General features: G+C 60.7%; 13 protein-coding genes and 1 pseudogene. 1 reads left to right on the plus strand and 13 read right to left on the minus strand.

The genetic code is table 11. From position 1 onward, the window contains the following. Positions 1-59: 59 nt before the first annotated feature. The 5 genes from NCR35_RS19530 to NCR35_RS19550 all read right to left on the minus strand — a co-directional run bounded on the left by NCR35_RS19530 (position 60) and on the right by NCR35_RS19550 (position 6,657). Complete coding sequence (locus tag NCR35_RS19530; protein WP_250535736.1) at positions 60-269, minus strand: DUF378 domain-containing protein; 210 nt, start codon at positions 267-269, stop codon at positions 60-62. A 147-nt stretch (positions 270-416) separates the two neighbouring features. Next, the gene (locus tag NCR35_RS19535; RefSeq protein WP_250535737.1) at positions 417-1,499 is read right to left on the minus strand and encodes a sodium:calcium antiporter; all 1,083 of its coding nucleotides are present in this window, start codon (positions 1,497-1,499) and stop codon (positions 417-419) included. A 123-nt stretch (positions 1,500-1,622) separates the two neighbouring features. After that, on the minus strand, positions 1,623-2,651 hold the full coding sequence (gene cydB, locus NCR35_RS19540) for a cytochrome d ubiquinol oxidase subunit II (RefSeq protein ID WP_250535738.1): 1,029 nt from the start codon (positions 2,649-2,651) through the stop codon (positions 1,623-1,625). Beyond that, complete coding sequence (locus NCR35_RS19545) at positions 2,648-4,051, minus strand: cytochrome ubiquinol oxidase subunit I (RefSeq protein ID WP_250535739.1); 1,404 nt, start codon at positions 4,049-4,051, stop codon at positions 2,648-2,650. Before NCR35_RS19545 ends, cydB begins: the two co-directional genes overlap by 4 nt. Before the next feature lie 329 nt (positions 4,052-4,380). Beyond that, entirely contained in the window at positions 4,381-6,657 is a 2,277-nt protein-coding gene (locus NCR35_RS19550) for an FdhF/YdeP family oxidoreductase (RefSeq protein ID WP_250535740.1), read from the minus strand. An 871-nt stretch (positions 6,658-7,528) separates the two neighbouring features. On the opposite strand from NCR35_RS19550, the gene NCR35_RS19555 reads away from it, so the two are divergent. Then, positions 7,529-7,768, plus strand: coding sequence for a hypothetical protein (locus NCR35_RS19555; protein ID WP_250535741.1), 240 nt, complete (start codon positions 7,529-7,531; stop codon positions 7,766-7,768). A gap of 432 nt (positions 7,769-8,200) precedes the next feature. Here the strand turns inward: NCR35_RS19555 and NCR35_RS19560 are convergent, their stop codons facing one another. From NCR35_RS19560 to NCR35_RS19595, 8 genes and pseudogenes are all read right to left on the minus strand, one after another. Further along, entirely contained in the window at positions 8,201-9,112 is a 912-nt protein-coding gene (locus NCR35_RS19560) for a hybrid sensor histidine kinase/response regulator (RefSeq protein ID WP_350029219.1), read from the minus strand. Positions 9,113-9,139: 27 nt separating this feature from the next. After that, a pseudogene (locus NCR35_RS29895) lies at positions 9,140-10,024 on the minus strand (MEDS domain-containing protein); the annotation flags it as partial. 812 nt (positions 10,025-10,836) lie between these two features. Continuing rightward, positions 10,837-11,370 (minus strand): DUF2127 domain-containing protein, encoded by a 534-nt coding sequence (locus tag NCR35_RS19570; protein WP_250535742.1) that lies wholly within the window; start codon positions 11,368-11,370, stop codon positions 10,837-10,839. A 42-nt stretch (positions 11,371-11,412) separates the two neighbouring features. Beyond that, complete coding sequence (locus tag NCR35_RS19575; RefSeq protein ID WP_250535743.1) at positions 11,413-11,994, minus strand: PqiC family protein; 582 nt, start codon at positions 11,992-11,994, stop codon at positions 11,413-11,415. Between the two features lie 11 nt (positions 11,995-12,005). Next, positions 12,006-13,298 carry an MlaD family protein gene (locus NCR35_RS19580; RefSeq protein WP_250535744.1) on the minus strand — a complete coding sequence of 431 codons (1,293 nt, stop codon included), beginning with the start codon at positions 13,296-13,298 and terminating at the stop codon, positions 12,006-12,008. Further along, positions 13,295-14,440, minus strand: coding sequence for a paraquat-inducible protein A (locus tag NCR35_RS19585; RefSeq protein ID WP_284503155.1), 1,146 nt, complete (start codon positions 14,438-14,440; stop codon positions 13,295-13,297). The genes NCR35_RS19580 and NCR35_RS19585 overlap by 4 nt, the downstream gene beginning before the upstream one ends. Before the next feature lie 331 nt (positions 14,441-14,771). Continuing rightward, a complete protein-coding gene (locus tag NCR35_RS19590; protein ID WP_250535745.1) occupies positions 14,772-15,053 on the minus strand; it encodes an RNA chaperone Hfq in 282 nt (93 codons plus the stop codon). Positions 15,054-15,790: 737 nt separating this feature from the next. Beyond that, positions 15,791-16,114: a four-helix bundle copper-binding protein gene (locus NCR35_RS19595; RefSeq protein WP_250535746.1), complete on the minus strand. Its 324-nt coding sequence runs from the start codon at positions 16,112-16,114 to the stop codon at positions 15,791-15,793. Positions 16,115-16,730 lie beyond the last annotated feature (616 nt).

The raw sequence follows: 16,730 nt of genomic DNA on the forward strand, positions 1-16,730 counted from the left end.
TGGCCCCAGCCAGCCCGCAGACGCAACACCGAACCGGCACCTGTTCCGACGCGACCGGTTCACTGATTTCGCTTTCCTGCGTGCCGCAAGACCAGGCACACTGCTGCGTAGACTGCAGCCAACCCTATCATCATCTTTAGGCCGTTGCTGACTGCTGGCGCAGCGGAAAGCGCCGTTTGAAGAACGTCTTCCTTCAATAGCCCGTCCAAACCCAGGACGAGCCCCCCAATGATGAGCAGCGTGACAGCCAGATAGTCGGTCTTCGTCATGTGGATAACAGAATCGAGCCGTTGGGAGGGTCGGCTGTTGTCACGCCATTTCGTTAGGGTTTGTTGCTCAATGGCAGCAAGCGGCGAGGCGGCGAAATAGCGCGAGAAAGCGGTCGGTCTCCACAAGCGACCAGGAACCGGGTCATCCTAGCCTTCATGAGATAACGCAATGGCGATCAGGCCGCAGGTACCGACGAGGTAAAGGACAAGCACTGTCAGGGAATCGACGCCCATACCCAGGACTTTCCGCTTCGGTCGAAAAATCAGCCCAGCCAGATACACGCTTGTCAGCAGCACGCCGAGCCCGGCAAGGTATATGTCCGTTTTCTGCGCCTGGGGGAGGACGGCCTTTCCCGATACGACGGTCGCCAGTAGGAACAGGACGGGCAAGAACGCGTTGCCACCGAAGATGTCGCTCACCGCAAGCTGGTAATCACCTGCCTTCGCGGACGCGAGTCCGGTAGATACTTCCGGCAGCGACGTCGCTGCCGCGAGCACGGTCGCGCCGAAGAGAACGCCCGTCATCCCGATGTGCTTTGCGATCGCGTCGCCGCAGCGCTCGAGCACCACTCCGGCTACAAGGGTGACGACCGCCGCAGCGACGAAAACGAAGACTGTCTTGGCAGTGCCCACGCCGCGTCGGCTCGCGTCATCGTTCGTCTCGGATCGCGAATGCCCCTTCGGCTTGCCTTGCGTATCCGGCGCGTCTCCAGTCGTGTCGTGCCAGGGCAGTCCGCGGTTTGCGACACCAATGAGCCAGACACCTACGAGCCAGATTACGGCGATCAGGACGGCAACGGGAGTTAGCCGCGCCGCAATCAATGATGCTGGCATCTGAGCGCCCATGATGGAGACGATGAGGACTGCGACGACCAACAGTCCTTCTATGACGAGCGTTAGGCTGGCGGCCTTGTACATAAGCGGAACGTTTTCCCGCATCCCAAACGCGTCCAGGATGACGAGTACAACCGTCTGTATTGCTATGCCGCCCAGAATATTACCGACGGCAACGCCGATATTGTTTGAAGCCGCCGCACTTATAGTAATGGCGATTTCGGGAAGGTTCGTCGCAATCGCCAGGAGGATGACGCCGCCGAGGGCTTGGCCCAAGCCAAACCTCGTCGCCAGAATGTCGGTCGTATTGGACAGCTTTATCCCCGAGACCCACACCGCTCCGGCCGCACCTGCGAAGATGGCAAATAGTGCAGTAAGTGGCAGCGCGTCAAACATGGCGTTTTCTCCTATCGCGGATTGTTTTATCAGACGCAGGTCGTCCCTTAGCAAAGCGTTGACGCGGCCGGCACACGATGCGGTTACCCCGGCGGATTAAATCGCTGGTCGCTGCACGCTCGGTTACTGACCCTCTCCGCTGGCGGATGAGACCTTGCCGCGGAATACCCAGAACGCGAAGGTGCTGTATATCAAGATCGCCGGAACCAGCACGGAGGCCCCGCTTAGCACAAACGCTAGAGTATGGGGTGGTGAGCTGCCTGCCTGGATCGTGATGGACGGAGGCAGCACCAGTGGAAAAATGGTGAAGAAAACGCATAACAGCGAGAACGTGAACCAGCCCAGCGCGATAACCAGCGGCAAGAATGGGCGCTTTGCGAGGACAACAAGCAAGAAGCAAGCACCCAGCAAGGCGTAGACAGCAATCGCAGTGATCAGCGGCGCCCGACCGAATTCGTTCACCCAGTGGCTCGCATACATTGCATTCAACTGCAACGTCCAGATCGACACGCACGCGGTGCTCAGTGCCGTGGTGGCTGCAAGGACAATGCTTGCCCGTCGTGCGCGCTGTTGCAGCCGGCCCTCCGTGCGCCACATGAGCCAGCATGTCGCGAGCCACGCATAGCCGCCCGCCAGCGCAACGCCACAAAACAATGTGAATGGCGAAACCCAGTCCCAAATGCCGCCATGATATGTGCCGCCTTCCGTGCGAATGCCTTGCACGAGCGAGCCGACCAGCACGCCCTGACAAAACGCCGCGGCGAACGAGCCGGCCAGCATGATCCACTCCCAGCCCGTCTTCGCGTTTTGTCCCGCTTCGCCCCGAAACTCGATGGCGACGCCACGGAAAATAAGCGCAAACAGCATGCAGAAAATCACGGGATACATGGCGCTGAGCAGCGCGCCATAAACGATGGGGAACATCGCGATGAGCCCGCCGCCGCCAAGGACGATCCACGTTTCATTGCCGTCCCACACGGGCAAGATCGTGTCCACCATCAACTCCCGGCGCTTGGGGTCCCGCTCGGCTATTAGTAAAACGCCAACGCCTAAGTCGGTACCGTCGAGCAACACGTACATCAGAACGGCGAAGGCGAGCGTCGCAGCGGCCGCGATCGAGAGCCAGTTCGTCATGAAGACGGCGTCGATCATTGGCTATCTCCACCGGCCTCGGCCGACTTTCCCCGCGGCCTGAAACGGTCCACAAGAGACGGATTGGGGCCCTTTTCGCCCTCTTGCGGCGGCCTGCGCAGCAGCCGGATCAGGAAGTAAAGTCCGGCTGCGAACATCCCGAAATAGATTACTGCCGTGATCCCAAAAGACCAGGCGACGGCTGACCATTCGATCTGCGGAGAGGAACTCTGGGCGGTACGCATGACGCCATAAACAGTCCAAGGCTGCCGGCCGACCTCCGTGACAGTCCAGCCGGCCAGCATGGCGATAAAACCCGCAGGCGTCATGGCGACCATTGCGCGGTGTAACCATCTTGCACTGTTCAACCGCCCGCGCCAGCGGACCACGAGCCCCGCGATACCCGCACCAATCATCAGCAGACCGAGGCCGACCATCACTCGGAACGCGAAGAACACGATCGGTACCGGGGGAATGTCGTCCGGCGGAAAGTCCTTCAGGCCACGTATGGTGCCCGTCAAATTGTGCCGTAAGTAGAGCGACGCGGCGCGCGGTATCGAAACTTCATAGTGGTTGCGGCGCTCATCCATATTGGGGATCGCGAACAACTTCAACGGTTCGCCGCTTCCGGGTGGCCGCGTTTCCCAGTCCCCCTCGATTGCGGCCAGCTTTTGGGGCTGGTGCTCCAGTGTGTTTTCGCCGTGCTTGTCGCCAACATATAGTTGCAGAGGACCGGCGAACAATGCCATCCACAGCGCCATAGACAACATCGTGCGTGCGCCGTGGCTGCGGTGATCCTTCAGAAGGTGCCAGGCGCCGACGCCGCCAACAAAGAACGCGGTCGCGAGGAACGCGGCGATAGTCATATGGATAAGGCGGAAAGGGAACGAGGGGTTGAAGACGATCGCCCACCAATCGACTGGCATGAAGCGGCCATCGGCCGCAAGCGTGTATCCCGCTGGGGTCTGCATCCACGAGTTGGCGGACAGAATCCAGAACGCGCTCAGAATTGAGCCGATTGCGACTAGTGTTGTTGCCGCGAAGTGCAGTTTCGGGCCGACTTTCTTCATGCCGAACAGCATGACGCCGACGAACCCGCTTTCGAGGAAGAAGGAGACGACGATTTCGTACATCATCATCGGCCCGATGACAGAGCCCGTGCGCGCGGCAAAAGGAGACCAGTTGGTGCCGAACTGATACTCCATGACGATGCCTGACACCGCGCCGACGGCAAACGTCAAAGCGAACGGCTTAAGCCAGTAGTTGTAGACGTCGATGTACACTTGTCGGCCCGTCGCGAGCCATAGTGCTTCAACGACCATCAGGTAATTGGCAAGGCCGATTGAGAACGCGGCCAAAATAATGTGAAGCCCGATCGTGAATGCGAACTGCGAGCGCGCTAGATCCGTTGCTGCTTCCATCAGCCATCCTTTGTTATCCGGAGCACGTGCCTTTTGTTACGGGGCCAGGGGCGCTGCTTGACTCACGCATCGCAGAGTCGAAGCCGGTGGGCGGCCCGACCTCAGTCGGTGGGCATATGAGAACAGCTCGCGTGTCGATGCTGGCGTTTCGTACACCGCGACTATCTTCCCGCTCACCAACAAGAAGGTCGCTTGTATTACGTCCACCCGGTTCGTTCGCACTCTGTCTGAAGCCCTCGACGACGTTCTTGCTAGCGACGCCGTGAGGATGCACTGCATCCGTTCGGACGGGCCCTCATCAGCGCGCTGGACGCAGCGCCGTCCGCTTGTCAAACGACGCGCACGGGGATCGACTTAGCCGCCGGCACTTTGCTATCGTCAGCGTAGTGCCACAGTGGCAAGAGCACGTTGCACTCGGGATAGTAGCCCCCGATGCAGCCTTCCGGAATCTCGTACGCCTTGACTTCGAGGCTCCCGAGACGACGATCGATTCCGTCATCGGCGATCGTCTGCAACGTGATTTTTTGCCCCTCACGGAGGTTTCGCTTGGCGATGTCAGCTTTGTTCATCAGTACGACCATCCGACTGCCTTTGACTCCTCGAAAGCGATCCTCCAGGTTATAGATAGTCGTGTTAAATTGGCTATCACTTCGCAGCGTGATCAGTCGCAGCGCGTCGGGAAACTTCTCGGGCATGTCCGGATCCTCGTCGAGCGACTGCGGCGTGAGAAACTCTGCCTTCCCTGACTTGGTTTTCCATTCGCGGTGGCACGCCGGGAGGGGTCTATGGAAGCCACCGGGCTCCCACATGCGCTCGTTGAAGTTCCAAAAAATCTCCGGATACGTTTTGGCAATCTCGTCCCTAACGAGCGAATAGTCGTTGCACCATGCGTCCCAGTCGCCCTTCGCGCGCTCTCCGAGAGTCGCCTTGGCAATTCGGGCAACGATGTACTGCTCGGGGCGAGCCTTGTCACTGGCGGGTTCAGTGACGCCGCGCGAACCGTGCATGCAACCCGTGCTGTCTTCCATAGACACCGCTTGATCGCCAAGCGGCGTGCGGTGGTATTCGATCCGACTCAGGCACGGAAGAATGTACGAAATCTCTCCATGAACCAGATGGCTCCGATTAAGCTTCGTCGCCACATTGATGGTCAACCGTAGCCGCGCCCACGCGGGCTCCGTCTGGATGCGGTCGGGAACGGAGCGCACGAGATTGCCCCCAAGGTTGAAAACGGCTTTGACAGTGCCCTTTACAGCGGCTTCCATCGCTTCAACGGTATTCAGCCCCTTCTTGCGTGGCGGCTCAAAAGAGAACTGCTTCGCAAGTTGGTCGAGCGGCGCAAGCTCAGGCTTTTCGGTGATTCCCACCGTGCGCTGACCTTGGACGTTCGAGTGACCACGAATCGGCGAGGGGCCGGCCCCTGGCTTGCCGATGTTCCCGCGCAGCAAGAGCAGGTTGACGAGCATTCGGACGTTCTGTACCCCAAGCCGATGCTGCGTCAGCCCCATGCCATAGTGCGCCATGACAGCCTTCGCGCGCATGTACTCGTTGGCTGCGTCGAGCAGTGACGCGCGCGACAGCCCACAGTAACGTTCAATCTCGGTCCATTCGGTGGCGCGCGCACACGCGGCGAACTCCTCGAAGCCAGTCGTATGTTCTTCGATAAACGCAGTGTCCAGTACTCTTGGCATACCTTCCGCTTTCGCGCGATCGTCGGCTTCGATGACGGCCTTGCAGATTCCGAGAATTGCCGCCGTATCACCGCCGGCCTTCAATTGGTGATATTGAGTGCTGATCTGCGTTTGAGCCGGGGTCAGCATCTCCACAGGAGATTGAGGATTCGCGAACGACACGAGTCCGGGCTCACGCAGCGGATTGAACGTGATGATAGGGACACCTCGCTTGCGCGCATGTTGCAACTGATGGAGCATCCGGGGGCTGTTTTGCCCGACGTTCTGCCCGAAAAAGAACATGAGATCGGTTTTGCCGAAATCTTCCAAGGTGATCGTCCCAACGCCGACGCCGATGGCCTCTTTCAAGCCGACGCTGGTGCTCTCGTGGCACATGTTGGAGCTATCCGGGAGGTTGTTACAGCCATACATGCGCGCGAAAAGCTGATACATGTACGCGGTCTCCAACGAAGCTCGCCCTGACGTATAAAACACGACGCTTTCTGGATCTAGCGCGTTCAATTCTTTTGCGATTTCCGAGAACGCCTCTTCCCAACTGACCTCGACGTACTTGTCGGTTGCGGCGTCGTAGCGCATTGGCGCAGTCAGGCGGCCGGCTTCTTCCAGGTCGTGGTCGTGCCAATTCAGAAGCGACTTCACTGTGTGAAGCTCGAAGAATGCCGGCGTCATTCGTTTGGCCGTCGTGTCCCATGCGGTCGCTTTCGCTCCACTCTCACAGAACTCGAAGACATGCGGATCCGCAGGTTTTGCCCACGAACAACTAACGCACATGAAACCGTCCGGCTTGTTTTGTTTGAGAAGAATCGCGCTATCTTTCAGCGGCACTTTCTCTTGCGTCACGATGGTTGCAACGGCCTTGAGCGATCCCCATCCGCCGGAAGCAAAAGGGTATGAAGGGGCTTTCGTATTGGACATGGCTCTCTCTCGTTGGATACGTCACAACGTGACACAGCAATGCTCATTCCGCCGATGTGTGCGGTCGCTCCGCAACACCTTTCCCAAGGCGGCATGTGCGTGCTGAAAGCGCGCCGCAATCGCCGGAGCGGCTGCTCGCGTCTAGTTGGCCACATGCTTACAAGCGCTTGCTCTGTGACCGTGATTCGCCTGAACGGACGACCTTTCCAGACAACGCGGGGCTTTCCTTGTAACTTTCGCCTCATGGACGACCGTGTTGTCGCAGCCACCGGACTCAAAAGCTCAGCAGTAGTCTCGATGCACTTACATAGAAAGTCGCGACGTCCGCCGACGAGGCGCCGGACGTCCTCGTACTGCGGGGCGACTGGAACCTTTTCAGCCTAGTGTGCCTGCCATGAGAGGAATCGACGTGGCATTCTGCACCGGTTCTATACCGCGCTACCAACCTGGTGCGGACATCGGAGCCGTAGCCTACATCTCCTCAACAAATCGTGTAGACATCGTCATGTTGCTTCATGCGACCGACCGAACAGTCTCGTAGCGGGTAGGCGGGCGGTACAGCACGTTGTGATACTCTTGATACCGGTGCGACTCTGGGTGAAAATTGGTCGACGCGGTCGACGGTCGAAAACCTGCACCGGAGAAGACGGGCATACGGCGCTCGAATGGCTTGTGCTGAGCGGTAGCTATGTGGCCGTCCCTGCACCGTTGCCGTCGGCGAAGGGCGGCACGGATGGATGACTTCGACCACGGCGGCACGTACCCCCGACCTCATACAACAACGGTTCTGTAGCAAAGAAAGGTCGCTAATAAAAGCTTACTCGGGCCGGCGGAATAGCGGTATCGCCTACCGGCAACTGCAAGAGTTGCAATGAAAAGCGCTCCTCAAGTGTTATACAAGGGTTTCGCGTTGACACCGGTCGTGGTCCACGAAGCGGGGGGATTGTTCACGGCGATGGTCATTGTGCGGGATCCGACGGGCGCCGTGCGCGCGAGCGGTGAGATCGGTCAATTCGCAAGCGTGTTGGAGGCCCGAAGTTACGCGGTCCAGTACGGCATGGCTGACGTCGATGACCGGCAACCGCCTATGCCGGACAAACAACATGCGTAAGAGGCGGCACCGGGACGATCCGTCTCCATTAAGTCCGGGAGCTGGTCGTTGGCTAGGCGCGAAGCAGCGCCTGAGCCTAATCATGGTCGCGTAGTGACGATCTCAATTCGTCCCGTTGAAACCCGCGGCATTTTTGCCGTCATCAGCTGCATCCCTCGCGCGCAACCGGGGTAGATAGTCGACGCAACAAGCGGCCCCCCGGTAGAACGCTCGCTGCTTTTGGCGAGCACCGGAGCGAATTGCCGCCTCAACGTGCTGTGCGCTGCGGTCGTTCGAGCCCAGTTTGCTTCGCCGACAGTGCACTCTGACGTATGCGCGTGCCGGACTTCGCAGCACTGGCAATGCATAAGTTCATGCGAGGTGGGAAGCGGCCTTTGCAGCCCGCGACACGCTGCTTGTCCAGAGTGTGAACTTGCGTCGGGCGGCCAGACGCTAGGGTGCACCTTTGTTGCTGGACGTCCTACCTAACAGGCCCAGCAGCGTACTCGGGGCTACCGGTTTGACACGATGCACGTCGAAGCCGGCCTGCTGCGAACGCTCCCGGTCAGCCTTCGTCCCATAGCCAGTGACGGCGACTAACATGCTGTTGGCGGTCTTGGGCAAAGCGCGCAACCTACGCGCCAACTCGTAGCCGTCGATGCGCGGCATGCCTATGTCAGCGAAAACGACTTGGGGCTGGAACGTTTCGGCGACTTGCAGCGCCGCTTCGCCGTCGTAGGCAGCTCGCACCTCGTGCCCCTCCATTTCGAACAGCGTTAGCAACGCTGACACGATGTCTGGCTCGTCATCAACGACCAGGATGCGTTGGCTCTCGGTTCGCGACGAGGCAGGTGCATGATCGGACGCGGGCTGCCGCACGAGGGCGTGCGGCGCGCACGGCAACGTCACCACGAAGCGCGACCAGCAGCCGCTCCGGGCCCTTTCGAGCGTGAGCGACCCGCCGTGCCTCTCGACGATTTGGCGGGATACAGCCAGCCCGATGCCGAAGCCTCCCTGCGAACGGTCGAGTTCGCGCGGACCCTGAACAAACAGCGCAAACACCCGATCACGCAAGGCCTCGGGCACGCCGGGGCCGTCGTCGCTGACGCAGACACGTACTTCTTCTCCAGCCACCGCCATCGAAACATAGACGTGGCCGTGCGTCGGCGCATAGATTGTCGCGTTGTTCAGCAGGTTGATGAGCACCTGACTAAGGCGCACGCGGTCCCCAAGGATTGTTGCCGACCGGTTCAGCCCCTCGGTCACCACTGTCTGTCCGTTATGCTCGACCGCCGGGCGCATTGCATCGACAGCTTCCTCGATGATTGCGGCGAGCTCGACGGGCACGGGGTCGATCGCGAACATGCCTCGCACTGTTCTATCTGCATCGAGCAGATCACTGAGAATCACCGAGAGGTTACGCACCTGACGCGTGACGATATGGCTTGCAGCCGCAGCCGGACTTTGCTCGGGCACCGAGCGGCGAATTACCTCGATCGCACTTTCGATCGGCGCGAGCGGATTGCGAAGCTCATGGCTAAGCATCGATAGGAACTCGTCGCGTTCGCTAAGCAATACCTCCAGGTCGTGCGTGCGGGCATCGACGCGAGCTTCAAGCTCTGCGTTCGCACGCGCTAGGTCTGCGCGAGCCGCGGCGAGCGAATCACTCTGTACCAGCTGCCAGACGCCGTTTCGCCGAGTCAGTGCGAACTGGTGCGTGTTGCATACGTCAAGCACGTCGGAAGCCGTGCACCGATCCATGCAGTAGGAGCAGACGCAAATGATGCGGTACTGTCCCAACGTCCGGTTGAGGTGGGCCTCGTACTGGGCGAAGTCGTGCCAGCGGGTACGCTCCTACCAAAAGGTGTCGCCCGTCACCCGCAGCCCTTCGAAGCCCCGCGCACGCGACTGGCGCTCCTGCCGGACCCACTCGGCGAGGACCGAGTCGGAGCGGAAAGAGCCGTCTGGGTAGTACCAGTCAGATGCCGGCCTGAATGCGATCTGTCCGCGCGTCAGGTGCTGTTTGAAATCTGGCAGCGCCTCGATCATTGCCGTCTCCGCCTCGTCCACCCCGATCGCATCGGAGGCGACCCACAGACAGCTCTCGTTATCGCGTAGCCCCGCTTCGAAATAGGGGACCAACATGTCGATGAGGTCCTGCTTGGTTTCGTAGAAATGGCAGAAGTGTGTCCCCCAGCCGGCATGGCCTATTGCATCAATGCCACTTTTTCTAAGCGTTTGCTCCAGCGCAGCGCTGGTCGATTGATTATCGAGCATTCAAGAAGTCGGTGGCTGCAGCCGAACAAAGGCGGCTGAAGGGGGTAAGGCGCAAAGTGTCGCGCAGGGCCTTGTCTGTCGTCCAATACTCGGCTTCGGGCGCCTGCGCCCGGCCGGCGGGCCATAAAACGTGTGAGCCGCACGTATATGTTCGGCACGGTGATCATAGACGATCTGGGCAGAAGACGGGCATGCTGAGCCGCAAACCCTGTGCCGCGCTCGACACTCTTATGCAGCTTGCGTGTGCGCTGCTCCAGCAAGATGATCGGCGGCGAGGATCTCACTTCGTCGTGGCGCTCGACCCTCGACATGCGTGGGAGGACGTCAAGTCCTCTCCTAGGTGGTTCCGCAGGTGGCCTGCGTCTTGCCGCCGCGCGTTCCGGCGGAGCCACTCCTAGAAGGTCGAGCGGGCGAAATCTTAACCGATCATTGCAAGCGTTAAACGCCAGCACGGTATCCGGGTTTCGGCGCGCGCTCACCGACAAGCCACTCAAAACCGATCCTAGAAAATGGCGCTAGCGCGCGCCCCGAGGCATGGCCGCCGCAATGAGCCGGGTTGACGGCTTACGTGCTATCGTGGCTCCATTGCGGCGGTTTGTGCGTGCGCTGCGCCCTGGTGCGTTTCGGCTTCTCTGTCCCCTGCACTCACGCAGGGCCCTATAAACCGAGTTCGGTTGCGAGTCCGCCCGCGTTAGTTCATCAGCGCTTCATACTACTCGCCTTGGTTCGCCGAGGGCTCGGCCGCTTGGTGAATGCACCGATTGTTCGCGAGAAAGAGCGCGTCTACGTGAAACCACGCTTGCGTAACGTGATCAGTGTAGTCGGCTGCGTTGGTTACCCGTTCGTAGCGTCCGGTATTCGAACCACGTCAGTGTAATGACGACGATATCCAATGCCGACAGGACCAGCAGCCACACCGAGTGACTGACCGTGAATCGATAGAGCTGAAAAGCGATGAACGAGACGAAGATCGCCAGAGCGACCGGGAAATACCAGAGCTTTCTGCGCAACAACCCGGCTACGAGCCACAGCTTGATAAGGCCATGTACAAGAAGGTATGCCGCCGCGAAAGTCTGTGTTCCGACTGACAGATGGTGGGCGCTGCGAAGAAGAAAGCCGGCAATGAGATCGTGAGGATCGTCGGCGAATTCGTCACGAGTCAACCGGACGACAAATGCGACGAGTGAATGCCGGGACATGAAAAGGGTTGCGGCGCCAGCGATCAGTTCTGGAATCGCGAAAGCCGCTTTCGCCCACAAGGTAACGGCAAACGCCCGATGCAGATTCTTACCGCCAGGGCGCGTATGTCGTGATTGGAAAGGTGATTGCTTCGATTCGTCAGTCATATGTGCCGGTCGTTCGGGCCTCATAATCAGCGTCGTCCTAACCTAGCGTCGCACCAGAGAGGACACAATCCGGTCGGCCAGCGCGCCCAACGTGCGACTCAGCGCGGCGGCTTTGCGTGCGCCGTCATTGCCCGTTATTGGCGCGTACAGCGTCGCCTGGCCGGAGGTCTCAACAGCATCCGACCTGCGCTGCGTCACGGCCCATGCCGCCTGCAGCGTCACCTTACCCTCCGCAGGAGCATCGACATCAATCACTGTAACGACGAGCGCACGCGTTCCTTTGGGTGCCGGTGTGTCCGGAAAGATCATCGCGCCATCGGGTAGCCTCGTTTGCAGATCGCGCGCCAGCGTGTCCCACATCAGTTCCGCGAGCGGCGCAGCCCAGCGTTCCGTTTCCGAGACCGCATAGCGATTCGGAGCGGTCCGCGTCACGAGCTCCGGGCGGTCTAACTGAGCGGGAATGCGCAGCGCCGTCAACTGGATGGGCGCGATGCTGACGTCCACCGCGTTCGACGAGGCCTCGGCGGGCACGCTGTTGAGCGCGAGATAGCGCGTGGGCGGGCTATGTGCGCATCCAGTAAGAAACGGAAGAGCGAGTACCGTAGCCGTCAGCAAAGTGGCCAAAGATGGCGTTCTCATTGCCGCGCCTCCTGTTTGCCGCGAATCAAGGCTTCGGGATGACGATCCAGATAGTCGGCCAGTGTTCGGATGGAACGCGCGGCATCCGTCAGTTCGCGCAGCGCGCCCGAGACGTCGTTTTGGTTCGTCGAGTTGCTGTCGAGCATGTGACTCGCGGCGGTGGCGGCCTCGTCGGCGGCGCTGGCCGTCTCGCGCAGTTGCGCGATGAGTGGCGCGATCTTCGGCGACACTTGCGCAATCGTGCGGTCGATCTGTGTCACCGCTCGATCGATGTGATTCACACTGTCCTGTATGCGTGGCGACTTCACGAGCGCATTGACTCGCTCGGCGGTGCTGCGAACCGCATCACCCGTTTCCTTGATCGGCAGCGCATCCAGCTTGGTAATGATCTGGCCGGCTTTCGAGGTCATGTCGTCGATATCGGCCGATTCGACGCCGGGAATCTCGGGCGCACCGTCGCCGCTTGTAAGCGTCGCGGCAGGCGCGCCGCGCACGAAATCGAGCTTGACCTTGGCGGCCCCGATGAGCGGCGGATCTTGCGCGAGACGCGCACGCAGTCCATCGCGGATGAGTCGCCGCAACATGGCGTCGACCACCGGTCGCCAGTCGCCGTTCGCGGGCTGCGCGCCGGCGATGCCCAGTTGCGCGGGATCGAGGGCAATCTGAACGGGGCTGGTGAGCGCGCCCGTTGCCACGTCGTAGCGCAGACGCACGCTCGTGACCGTGCCGACGCGAAAGCCGCGCAGCTCGACCTCCGCGCCGCTCTTGAGACCGCCGACCGCCCCTGGGAAGCCGACGGCATAGCTGACCGTCGGCGAATGCTTCGGCGCAAGCGCGGGACGCCGGTCCACGCCCGCGAAACTCCGCGTCGGCGCGCCCGCGCCAGGTTCCATGACGATCTCCGGTCCCGATACGAGCGCCTTGAGCGACGACGGATCGCTCAGCTGCGGTACCGCGCCACGCAAATAGAACTTCGTGCCGCTGCGCAGATCGTCCTTTCTCGTGCGATCGATGCTGGCCTCGACATCGACATGCTTGCCGTCAGAAGTGAGCGCCACACCCGACACCGCTCCGACGACAACGCCATGGAGGGTCACGTCGGTTTCCCCGGCCTTCATGCCGTAGGCGTCGTCGAAGACGATCGTGATCGTTTCACCGCCGTGCACGAGCGCACGGATGCCGAGCCATCCGGCCACGCCGATGGCCGCGATTGGCACAGCCCAGATCCAACCCGGCCATACACTGCGGCGCACGGCCGCATATGTGCGCCGCAGCCGCGTGCCGCTCATGGCTGGCTCCTGTCTCGCGCGTCCCAGATTAGCCGCGGGTCGAAGGCGCGGGACGCGAGCATCGTCAGGAAAACAACAAGTGCGAACGCCGTCGCACCCGGCGCCGCATGCGTCGACGCTACACTGCCGAAGCGGATAAGCGGCAGAAACGCGGCGATCGTGAACACATCGACGTTCGACCAGCGCCCGAGTTCGTCGATCCATCGGAACACATGCGTCTTCATTCGCAGGTGCCTGCGGGAACGCGAATGGATGGAAGCAATGAACCAAGCCATGCCGGCCAGCTTCGCGAGCGGAATGACGATGCTCGTGACGACGATCAGACACCCTAACGGCCATAACCCAGCATGAAAGAGCTCGTACACGCCGTCGACGATGCGGTGCGACACGTTCGTGCCGATCTGCACGGAAAATGTCATGGGAAATAGATTTGCGGGGGCGGTAAGTACGAGCGCCGCGAGAGAAAGTGCGGCGGCGCTTTGCACGGCGTTGGGCGTTCGGGCGTGCAACCGCGCAGCGCACCGCGCGCACCGTTGTCCTTCGCTGTCGAGCGGCGCGATGCGATCGCAGGACGTGCACGCGAGCACCGGCTGATCGTCGGGTATCTCGCCATCGGGTGCGATGGCGCGCCAAACTGTGCGCCGGTCGAGGGTCGCGCGCGTGACCATAGAAATAATCGCGGCCGCGACGAAGCAGTAGCCGCCAGCGCCGATGGACGCATCGAGGTTTTGCGCCACGCGCGCGTAGCCGATGAAGCAGCCGACCAGGTAGACATCCGGCATCGCCCAAACATCAAGCCAAAGCGACCAGCGAAACAGGGCACCGATGCGCGGCGAGGGGCGGCCGAGACACAGGGCGCCGAGTACGATAACCAGCGTACCAAAGCGGATGAACGGCAGCACAATGCCGAACGCGCCGAGCAGCAATGCGAGAACGAGCCATCCCTCGCGCCACATTGCGACGATGCCCGAGACGAGCAGCGACGAGCGCGTGCTGCCAAGGATCTCCACAGACATGAGCGTAGAGAGATTGGCGGGAAACAGCAGGACGAACGTCGCCGAGGCACAGCCGAGCGCGGCGACGATGCTTCGGCCGCTGCGGCGCGCGAGCGGATAGCGGCAGACGCGGCAACGGGCGATCATGCGCGACGTTAGCGGCGGCACCTCGCCGAGCGTCCCGCATTCCGGGCAGCCGATGGTCGTCACGGGGCACCCGCTCGAGAATCAGGCGTGGCTTCAGAAAGTCGCGATCGCTGGCTGATCTGCATGATTGGCACCCTCAAACTTGGCCCGGCAAACTGTCAGGGGTCTCTCACGCCTCGCTTGCTCGCCGGCCCCCGGAAATTCTGAGCACGATGCAACGCCAGCAAGATGGCTGAGCGCCCGCAAAGCGACAAACGCAGCTCCCTGCGCGCGAGGTCTGGCTACACAGTTGTCGGCCAGAAATGAACGCCTGGTCGAACATGACGATACGTCAGGGCTTGAGCCGTCGCCGCTCTCCCCGCTCGACGGTCCGAAGGGAAGGGCTATCATCCATTGGTAGCGCGACTTCCTGGGCCTCGCGGACCGTCGAGACGCCGCTTTTATAGATCACCTGCATCCCGAAAGCCGACCTCATCGAGAGAGCGTACTCGTCGAAAGACTCAATGTAGCCGGAGAGCTTTACGCCGTTGATTAAATACACCCAAACCGTCCTCTGCTCCCCGATTATCGATTCCAGGAAAGCGGCCTGTACGTCATGGTCATCGCGCTGCATCTCAGCGTCCTCGAGGTAAAGCAGTGCTGCGTGTAGATGGAAAGCACGACTTCTTTCTGCATGTACGTGCTACGCTAATCAGCACTCCTGGACCGAATGGCAAGCAACGGCGTTTCTCCGCCGCACCCGTCAAGTGGCGTAGCCCAATCGGTTAGCCAAATCGGTAAGATATCGGCGCAATTTCTTAGGCCTTGCACCTCGCGCATTTCACATGCCAACATCGCTGACTCGGAGCGGAAAGGGACCCTTAATCCGAACTCTCGCTGTTGGATCGCAAGCGAGACCACGCCAACGATGGCAGAACGCGGAGAAAGCGCGAGGTCATTGTTCCCGCCGATGCCTAGGGCATCTGGCGTGCTTCGCGGCCATCGCAGATTCGACGCGCGCCCTGCGACGCCACGATTTCTGAACGCCGTGAGGGGCAGGAGCAGTCTGTTCATAGCAAGAAGGGGCTATCGACATAGACCGATTCGTAACAGACCGCCGGACTCAGATCTTGTAGTCGGGTCGAGGGCCAACGGCATTGAAGCGACTCGCCCGGCAGTAAACAAAGAGGCTGGGCGGTGATTGCATTTGATCTCGCGCTCAACGCGGCCGCAAGCACGGACAGATAGCTATGAATGGCCGATCGTTCCGGGGCTCGACGTTGAACGGGCCAGTCGCTCCCGCATGGACAAGCGGGCGCTCGCGTCTGAGGGGCAAAGCGCTCGGTCGTTAAGCCCTCGGAGCAGGCGCCCTCAGCGCGTCATACTGCGGCATTCCTCGGCGCACGCTCGGCATGCCTGTGCGCACTGCTGGCAATGGGCCGCTTCGTGTCTTTCGCATTCGGCGGCGCATGCGTCGCAAGCCTTGGCGCATAGCTCGCAACACTCATGACTCAGCTCGCTCGAGCGCGACATCATCGAGGCACCAAGACGGCAGATAGCCGCACAGTCAATGTCTAGCGCAATGCAACTGGCCATTTCACTGGCGCTGCCTTCGCTAAGGCATGCGGCGGCGCATCGATCGCACGCGTCTGCACAGTCGTTACATGCCTCGATGCAAGCCGTATAGTCGTGCATGACAACTCTCCTTGAGGTGATTGGGTTCTTGGTTCAGCAAGCAACGATCCAATGTCGCTATCGCTTTCGGGCGATGCGGTGGGCGGTCCATGATGATCCGGCGTAGTGCGGCTAGCCTGATAGTCCGCTGACGGGAAACGTCCTCAATGGGCTGTTGCATCGGAATGCGGTGTCAACTCCGCGTGCGCGCTTGCCGTGTTTGTTCGCGGCTGGATCAGCTTCGTATGGTGTCCTTTTCCGCGAGCTTCCGAGGTCTTTTTCCCTGTCTCAGGCCAGTAGCAGGGTCACCGCGCTAAGCTACGGCTCGTCCGGCGCGCCCGCTGTTGGCAAGGATTTCAAAGCATTTGAAGAAATAGCATACTGTGACTCATAGTCGGGAGCGCCGCGGCGCTAAGTTGACGTCCGATTCCTAGGCGGTCGCACCTCAGCCGATGGGAACTGCGATACCAACAAATGTATGACCGCGGGCTGCCGCCTCCTCTGCGCGGGAGAATCATGTGGTGTGCCATGGTCGCAAGCGATAAGATCATTGCCCCTCCTGTGAACTTTCGCCGCTAAGGAGCCAAACCGTTTTCGGCATAAAGGCGCCGGGGACTTTTCGGCGTTTAGGCGCCAC

It is taken from the genome of Caballeronia sp. AZ10_KS36, assembly GCF_023631105.1.
GTDB lineage: Bacteria > Pseudomonadota > Gammaproteobacteria > Burkholderiales > Burkholderiaceae > Caballeronia.

Excerpts from the sequence above, each read along its gene's own strand:
- NCR35_RS19530 (WP_250535736.1), bottom strand. The coding sequence starts at position 269 with ATGACGAAGACCGACTATCTGGCTGTCACGCTGCTCATCATTGGGGGG.
- NCR35_RS19535 (WP_250535737.1), bottom strand. The coding sequence starts at position 1,499 with ATGTTTGACGCGCTGCCACTTACTGCACTATTTGCCATCTTCGCAGGT.
- cydB (WP_250535738.1), bottom strand. The coding sequence starts at position 2,651 with ATGATCGACGCCGTCTTCATGACGAACTGGCTCTCGATCGCGGCCGCT.
- NCR35_RS19545 (WP_250535739.1), bottom strand. The coding sequence starts at position 4,051 with ATGGAAGCAGCAACGGATCTAGCGCGCTCGCAGTTCGCATTCACGATC.
- NCR35_RS19550 (WP_250535740.1), bottom strand. The coding sequence starts at position 6,657 with ATGTCCAATACGAAAGCCCCTTCATACCCTTTTGCTTCCGGCGGATGG.
- NCR35_RS19555 (WP_250535741.1), top strand. The coding sequence starts at position 7,529 with ATGAAAAGCGCTCCTCAAGTGTTATACAAGGGTTTCGCGTTGACACCG.
- NCR35_RS19560 (WP_350029219.1), bottom strand. The coding sequence starts at position 9,112 with ATGTTCGCGATCGACCCCGTGCCCGTCGAGCTCGCCGCAATCATCGAG.
- NCR35_RS19570 (WP_250535742.1), bottom strand. The coding sequence starts at position 11,370 with ATGACTGACGAATCGAAGCAATCACCTTTCCAATCACGACATACGCGC.
- NCR35_RS19580 (WP_250535744.1), bottom strand. The coding sequence starts at position 13,298 with ATGAGCGGCACGCGGCTGCGGCGCACATATGCGGCCGTGCGCCGCAGT.
- NCR35_RS19585 (WP_284503155.1), bottom strand. The coding sequence starts at position 14,440 with ATGATCGCCCGTTGCCGCGTCTGCCGCTATCCGCTCGCGCGCCGCAGC.
- NCR35_RS19590 (WP_250535745.1), bottom strand. The coding sequence starts at position 15,053 with ATGCAGCGCGATGACCATGACGTACAGGCCGCTTTCCTGGAATCGATA.
- NCR35_RS19595 (WP_250535746.1), bottom strand. The coding sequence starts at position 16,114 with ATGCACGACTATACGGCTTGCATCGAGGCATGTAACGACTGTGCAGAC.